Here is a 6,889-nt window from a genome sequence, read left to right on the forward strand (position 1 = left end):
CGGTCAATCACAGGATAATGCGCCATCTTTTTAGCCGGCCTGCAGCAATGGGTCGACTCGATATGCTTGCTTGTTTGGCCGCCTTAGCCTGACAACCCTGGAGTGTCTGGTTTGATCGTCTTCCGTTATCTATCCCGCGAAGTCCTGTTGACCCTGAGTGCCGTGAGTGCGGTATTGCTGGTCATCATCATGAGTGGTCGCTTCGTCAAATACCTCGCCCAGGCTGCCTCGGGTGCCCTGGATCCGGGTTCGCTGTTCCTGATCATGGGCTTTCGCCTGCCGGGCTTCCTGCAGCTGATCCTGCCATTGGGCCTGTTTCTCGGGATTCTGCTGGCCTACGGCCGCTTGTACCTTGAAAGCGAAATGACCGTGTTGTCGGCCACCGGCATGAGCCAGCAACGTTTGCTGGCCATGACCATGGTTCCGGCCACCGGTATCGCGCTGGTGGTGGCCTGGCTGAGCTTGAGCCTGGCACCCCAGGGCGCCATGCAGTTCCAGCTGGTGCTGAACAAACAGGACGCCATGACCGAATTCGACACCCTGGAGCCGGGCCGCTTCCAAGCGCTCAACGACGGCACCCGGGTGACCTATACCGAGCAAATGTCGGATGACCGTGCCAACCTGGGAGGGGTGTTCATCTCCCAGAAAAATCTCGGCCAGAACCAGAAAGACCGTGGTATTTCGATTCTGGTGGCCGACAAGGGGCGCCAGGAAGTGCGCCCGGATGGCAGCCGTTACCTGATCCTGGAAGATGGCTATCGCTATGACGGCAGCCCCGGTCAGGCCGATTACCGCGCAATCAAGTACGACACCTATGGCGTGATGCTGGCCCGGCCGGATGTCAGCGATGAGGTCACCGACCGCGACGCGATCCCGACCCCAGACCTGATCGGCAGCAAGGAACTGCGTTCGATCGCCGAGCTGCAATGGCGGATTTCCCTGCCGCTGCTGGTGTTCATCGTGACCTTGATGGCCGTGCCGCTGTCCCGGGTCAACCCGCGCCAGGGCCGCTTCCTCAAGCTGCTGCCGGCGATCCTGCTTTATATGGCTTACCTGACCATCCTGATTTCCGCCCGCGGCTCCCTGGAGAAGGGCAAACTGCCGCCGGCCCTTGGGTTGTGGTGGGTCCACGGGGTCTTCCTGGCCATTGGCCTGGGCCTGCTTTATTGGGAACCGATGCGGTTGAAGATGCGGAGTCGTCGCAGCGTGAAGGAGATGGCTCGTGGTTAAGCTCGACCGCTACATTGGTAGCAGCGTCCTGGTCGCAATCCTTGCGGTACTGGGCATTATTCTGGGTTTGGCCTCGTTGTTCGCCTTCATTGATGAAGTCGGCAACGTCAGCGATACCTACACCGTTACCGACGTCCTGAGCTACGTGGCGCTGACGGCGCCCCGTCGCCTGTACGACATGATGCCGATGGCTGCGCTGATCGGCTGCCTGATCGGCCTGGGCAGCCTGGCCAGCAACAGCGAGCTGACCATCATGCGCGCGGCGGGTGTTTCCATCGGGCGCATCGTGTGGGCGGTCATGAAGCCCATGCTGTTGCTGATGGTGGTCAGCGTGCTGATCGGTGAATACGTGGCGCCTCCAGCCGAGTCCACGGCCCAGGCCAATCGTGCCCTGGCCCAGGGTTCGGGCGATGCCCAGAGCTCCAAGCATGGCCTGTGGCACCGCCAGGGTGAGGAGTTTATCCACATCAACGCCGTGCAGCCGGGTGGTTTGCTGGTGGGTGTCACCCGCTACCACTTCGACAAGGAACGTCACCTGCTGTCGTCGAGCTTCGCCAAACGTGCGCAGTACGCCGACGAAAAGTGGCAACTGAGCGATGTGACCACCACCTATTTCCGTGATATCGGCAAGGGTGCGGCATCGACCACCGAAGTGATCAATGTGCCGACGGAGCAGTGGGATATTTCCCTCAAGCCCGAATTGCTGAATACCGTGGTGATGATCCCGGAAAGCCTGCCTATCTCCGGCCTGTGGGGGTATATCCATTACCTCAAGGACCAGGGCTTGAACAACGGCCGTTACTGGCTGGCGTTTTGGGTCAAGGTGTTGCAGCCGGTGGTGACGGCTGCGCTGGTGCTGATGGCGATCTCGTTCATCTTTGGCCCGTTGCGTTCCGTGACCCTCGGCCAGCGCGTGTTTACCGGCGTACTGGTGGGTTTCACCTTCCGTATCGCCCAGGACCTGCTGGGGCCGTCCAGCCTGGTATTCGGTTTCTCGCCGCTGTTTGCGGTGCTGGTGCCGACCGCCATCTGCGCCGTGGCCGGCTTCTGGCTGTTGCGTCGGGCCGGTTGAGCCCGCGCTTATGAACAAAAAATGCCCCGTTCGAACGACCGGGGCATTTTTGTTCTTGGTCGCCATGGATGACGTCTGGTCTGCGCATCAGGTACAATTCCCGGCTATTTTTCAGCGGGCAGTCTGCCTGCAGCCTTTTTGAGTGTTGATCCGTGAGTGATTTGAGTCATATCCGCAATTTCTCCATCATCGCCCACATTGACCATGGCAAGTCGACGCTGGCCGATCGATTCATCCAGATGTGCGGCGGCCTTGCCGAGCGTGAAATGGAAGCCCAGGTGCTGGACTCCATGGACCTCGAGCGCGAGCGCGGGATCACCATCAAGGCCCACAGCGTAACCCTGTACTACACCGCCAAAGACGGTATCAAGTACCAGCTCAACTTCATCGACACCCCGGGCCACGTCGACTTCACCTATGAAGTCAGCCGTTCCCTGGCGGCCTGCGAAGGTGCGTTGCTGGTAGTGGACGCGGGCCAGGGCGTTGAAGCCCAGTCCGTGGCTAACTGCTACACCGCCATCGAGCAAGGCCTGGAGGTGATGCCGGTGCTGAACAAGATCGACCTGCCTCAGGCCGATCCGGACCGCGTCAAGGAAGAGATCGAGAAGATCATCGGCATTGACGCCACCGACGCCGTCGAGTGCAGCGCCAAGACCGGCCTGGGCGTCGACGAAGTGCTCGAGCGCCTGGTCAAGACCATTCCGGCTCCCACCGGTAACTACGAAGATCCGCTGCAAGCGTTGATCATCGACTCCTGGTTCGACAACTACCTGGGCGTTGTTTCCCTGGTACGCGTGCGCCACGGCCGTGTGAAGAAGGGCGACAAGATCCTGGTCAAGTCCACCGGCAAGATCCACCTGGTGGACAGCGTCGGTGTATTCAACCCGAAGCACACGGCTACCACTGATCTGAAAGCCGGCGAAGTAGGCTTCATCATCGCCGGTATCAAGGACATCCACGGTGCACCGGTAGGTGACACCCTGACCTTGAGCTCCACCCCTGACGTCGACGTGCTGCCGGGCTTCAAACGCATCCAGCCGCAGGTTTACGCCGGCCTGTTCCCGGTCAGCTCCGACGACTTCGAGGATTTCCGCGAAGCCCTGCAGAAGCTGACCCTCAACGACTCGTCGTTGCAGTACACCCCGGAAAGCTCCGACGCCCTGGGCTTCGGCTTCCGCTGCGGGTTCCTGGGCATGCTGCACATGGAAATCATCCAGGAGCGCCTCGAGCGCGAATACGACCTGGACCTGATCACCACCGCGCCGACGGTTATTTTTGAACTGGCGCTGAAAACCGGTGAAACGATTTACGTCGACAACCCGTCCAAGCTTCCGGATCTGTCTTCCATCGAAGACATGCGCGAACCGATCGTGCGGGCCAATATTCTTGTGCCGCAAGAGCATCTGGGCAACGTCATTACCCTGTGTATCGAAAAGCGTGGCGTACAACACGACATGCTGTTCCTCGGTACCCAGGTGCAAGTGACCTACGATTTGCCGATGAACGAAGTGGTCCTGGACTTCTTCGACCGTCTCAAATCCACCAGCCGCGGCTATGCTTCGCTGGATTACCATTTTGACCGTTACCAATCAGCTAATCTGGTGAAGCTGGATGTACTGATCAACGGCGACAAGGTAGATGCCCTGGCGCTGATCGTGCACAAGGACAACGCGCACTACAAAGGTCGCCAGTTGACCGAGAAGATGAAAGAACTGATTCCGCGCCAGATGTTCGACGTTGCGATCCAGGCCGCCATTGGCGGGCAGATCATTGCACGGACTTCCGTCAAGGCACTCAGAAAGAACGTACTGGCCAAATGCTATGGCGGCGACGTCAGCCGTAAGCGCAAGCTGCTCGAGAAGCAAAAGGCCGGTAAAAAACGCATGAAGCAAGTGGGTAACGTGGAAATTCCACAAGAAGCCTTCCTTGCGGTGCTCAGGTTGGATAGTTAGGTCCTATGTCACTAAATTTCCCGCTGTTGCTGGTCATCGCCGTTGCCGTTTGCGGTCTATTGGCGTTGCTCGATCTGGTGTTCTTCGCCCCGCGTCGCCGGGCAGCCATCGCGTCCTATCAGGGCAGCGTCAGCCAGCCCGATGTGGCGGTGATCGAGAAACTGAACAAAGAGCCGATGCTGGTTGAATACGGCAAGTCGTTCTTCCCGGTGTTGTTCATCGTGCTGGTGCTGCGTTCGTTCCTGGTGGAACCGTTTCAGATCCCTTCGGGCTCGATGAAACCTACCCTGGACGTGGGCGACTTCATCCTGGTGAACAAGTTTTCCTACGGGATCCGCTTGCCGGTGATCGACAAGAAAGTGATCGAGATCGGTGACCCGCAGCGCGGCGATGTGATGGTGTTTCGCTACCCAAGCGACCCGAACGTCAACTACATCAAGCGTGTAGTGGGCCTGCCGGGCGACGTGATTCGCTACACCAGTGACAAGCGCCTGTTCGTCAACGGCGAGTCGGTGGCAGAAAAACTGATCGGTTCCGAGCCGAACACCCTGGGCAGCGCCGAGCTGTACCAGGAAAAACTCGGGGCGGTAGAGCACGAAATCCGCAAGGAGATGAGCCGCTACCGTTCGCCGCCTGACAACCAGTGGACAGTGCCTGCCGGGCACTACTTCATGATGGGCGACAACCGCGACAACTCCAACGACAGCCGCTACTGGGATGACCCGAATATTCCCAAGGACCTGCTGGGCATGGTCCCCGACCAGAATATCGTCGGCAAGGCCTTCGCGGTCTGGATGAGTTGGCCGGAACCCAAGCTCAGCCACCTGCCGAACTTCTCGCGGGTCGGGCTGATCAAGTAATCCATGCGGCGCTGTGAACACAGCGCCGAATGCTTTTCTGGGGCTTGGACAAAACCAGGCTCCATGCAGCAACCACCAGGATTTGAATTTGAACACAGCGTTAATCGTCGCAGGCCACCGGTGCCTCGAACTGAATGTGGGTAAACCGTGAGCGTTTCTCTAAGCCGTCTCGAGCGCCAGCTCGGCTACACCTTCAAGGATCAGGAATTGATGATCCTTGCCCTCACACACCGCAGTTTTGCCGGGCGTAACAACGAGCGCCTGGAATTCCTCGGTGATGCCATCCTCAATTTCGTCGCCGGCGAAGCCCTGTTCAATCGCTTCCCGCTGGCCCGCGAAGGCCAGTTGTCGCGCTTGCGTGCGCGCCTGGTGAAGGGCGAGACCCTGGCTGTACTGGCCCGTGGTTTCGACCTGGGTGATTACCTGCGCCTGGGCTCCGGCGAGCTGAAGAGCGGCGGTTTCCGTCGCGAGTCGATCCTGGCCGACGCCCTTGAGGCACTGATCGGCGCGATCTACCTCGACGCGGGCATGGAAGCGGCCAAGGAGCGCGTCGTCGCCTGGCTGTCGACCGAAATCGAAAGCCTGACGCTGGTAGACACCAACAAAGATCCAAAGACCCGCCTGCAGGAATTCCTGCAGTCCCGTGGTTGCGACCTGCCGCGTTACGAAGTGGTGGATATCCAGGGTGAGCCGCATTGCCGAGTGTTCTTCGTCGAATGCGAAATCACCTTACTGAATGAAAAAAGCCGAGGTCAGGGTGTGAGCCGTCGTATTGCCGAACAGGTAGCGGCCGCTGCAGCACTGATTGCCCTGGGCGTGGAGAATGGCCATGACTGATTCAACCGCAACTCGCTGTGGCTATGTTGCCATCGTCGGCCGTCCGAACGTGGGCAAGTCCACGTTGCTGAACCACATCCTGGGACAGAAGCTGGCGATCACCTCGCGCAAGCCCCAGACCACCCGCCACAACATGCTGGGCATCAAGACCGAAGGCGCCGTACAGGCTGTCTACGTTGATACCCCGGGCATGCACAAAGGCGGCGAAAAGGCCCTCAACCGCTACATGAACAAAACCGCTTCGGCAGCGTTGAAAGACGTCGACGTGGTGATCTTCGTGGTCGACCGTACCAAGTGGACCGACGAAGACCAGATGGTTCTGGAGCGCGTGCAGTATGTCACCGGCCCGTTGATCGTCGCGTTGAACAAGACCGACCGCATCGAAGACAAGGCCGAGCTGATGCCGCACCTGAGCTGGCTGCAGGAACAACTGCCGAACGCCCAGATCATGCCGATCTCGGCCCAGCACGGGCACAACCTTGAAGCCCTGGAACGTGTGATTGCTGGCTACCTGCCGGAGAACGAACACTTCTTCCCGGAAGACCAGATCACCGACCGCAGCAGCCGTTTCCTCGCCGCCGAACTGGTACGCGAGAAAATCATGCGCCAGATGGGTGCCGAGCTGCCGTACCAGATCACCGTCGAAATCGAAGAGTTCAAGCAGCAGGGCAAGACCCTGCATATCCACGCGTTGATCCTCGTTGAACGTGACGGCCAGAAGAAAATCATCATTGGCGACAAGGGCGAGCGCATCAAGCGCATCGGCACGGAAGCGCGCAAGGACATGGAGTTGCTGTTTGATTCCAAGATCATGCTCAACCTGTGGGTGAAGGTTAAGGGTGGTTGGTCCGATGATGAGCGTGCGTTGCGTTCGTTGGGTTACGGCGACCTGTAACAGGTCTCCGGAACACCGCAGGACAAATGTGGGAGCGGGCTTG

General features: G+C 59.3%; 6 protein-coding genes. All 6 read left to right on the top strand.

Annotated features, from left to right (window positions below):
- The first annotated feature begins 111 nt into the window (after window positions 1–111).
- Window positions 112–1,230 carry an LPS export ABC transporter permease LptF gene (gene lptF, locus HX839_RS20995; RefSeq protein ID WP_003210442.1) on the top strand — a complete coding sequence of 373 codons (1,119 nt, stop codon included), beginning with the start codon at window positions 112–114 and terminating at the stop codon, window positions 1,228–1,230.
- Entirely contained in the window at window positions 1,223–2,302 is a 1,080-nt protein-coding gene (gene lptG / locus HX839_RS21000) for an LPS export ABC transporter permease LptG (protein ID WP_003210440.1), read from the top strand. Before lptF ends, lptG begins: the two co-directional genes overlap by 8 nt.
- Window positions 2,303–2,454: 152 nt before the next feature.
- Complete coding sequence (lepA, locus tag HX839_RS21005) at window positions 2,455–4,254, top strand: translation elongation factor 4 (RefSeq protein WP_003210439.1); 1,800 nt, start codon at window positions 2,455–2,457, stop codon at window positions 4,252–4,254.
- 5 nt (window positions 4,255–4,259) lie between these two features.
- Window positions 4,260–5,114: a signal peptidase I gene (gene lepB / locus HX839_RS21010; RefSeq protein WP_003210437.1), complete on the top strand. Its 855-nt coding sequence runs from the start codon at window positions 4,260–4,262 to the stop codon at window positions 5,112–5,114.
- A 147-nt stretch (window positions 5,115–5,261) separates the two neighbouring features.
- Complete coding sequence (gene rnc / locus HX839_RS21015) at window positions 5,262–5,951, top strand: ribonuclease III (RefSeq protein WP_003210434.1); 690 nt, start codon at window positions 5,262–5,264, stop codon at window positions 5,949–5,951.
- Window positions 5,944–6,846 carry a GTPase Era gene (gene era / locus HX839_RS21020; protein ID WP_003210432.1) on the top strand — a complete coding sequence of 301 codons (903 nt, stop codon included), beginning with the start codon at window positions 5,944–5,946 and terminating at the stop codon, window positions 6,844–6,846. Before rnc ends, era begins: the two co-directional genes overlap by 8 nt.
- Window positions 6,847–6,889 lie beyond the last annotated feature (43 nt).

The sequence above is a fragment of the Pseudomonas sp. I8001 genome, assembly GCF_013385345.1.
Lineage (GTDB): Bacteria > Pseudomonadota > Gammaproteobacteria > Pseudomonadales > Pseudomonadaceae > Aquipseudomonas.

Bases quoted from the DNA above. Each gene is read 5' to 3' on its own strand.
- era (WP_003210432.1), top strand. From the start codon at position 5,944: ATGACTGATTCAACCGCAACTCGCTGTGGCTATGTTGCCATCGTCGGC.
- lepB (WP_003210437.1), top strand. From the start codon at position 4,260: ATGTCACTAAATTTCCCGCTGTTGCTGGTCATCGCCGTTGCCGTTTGC.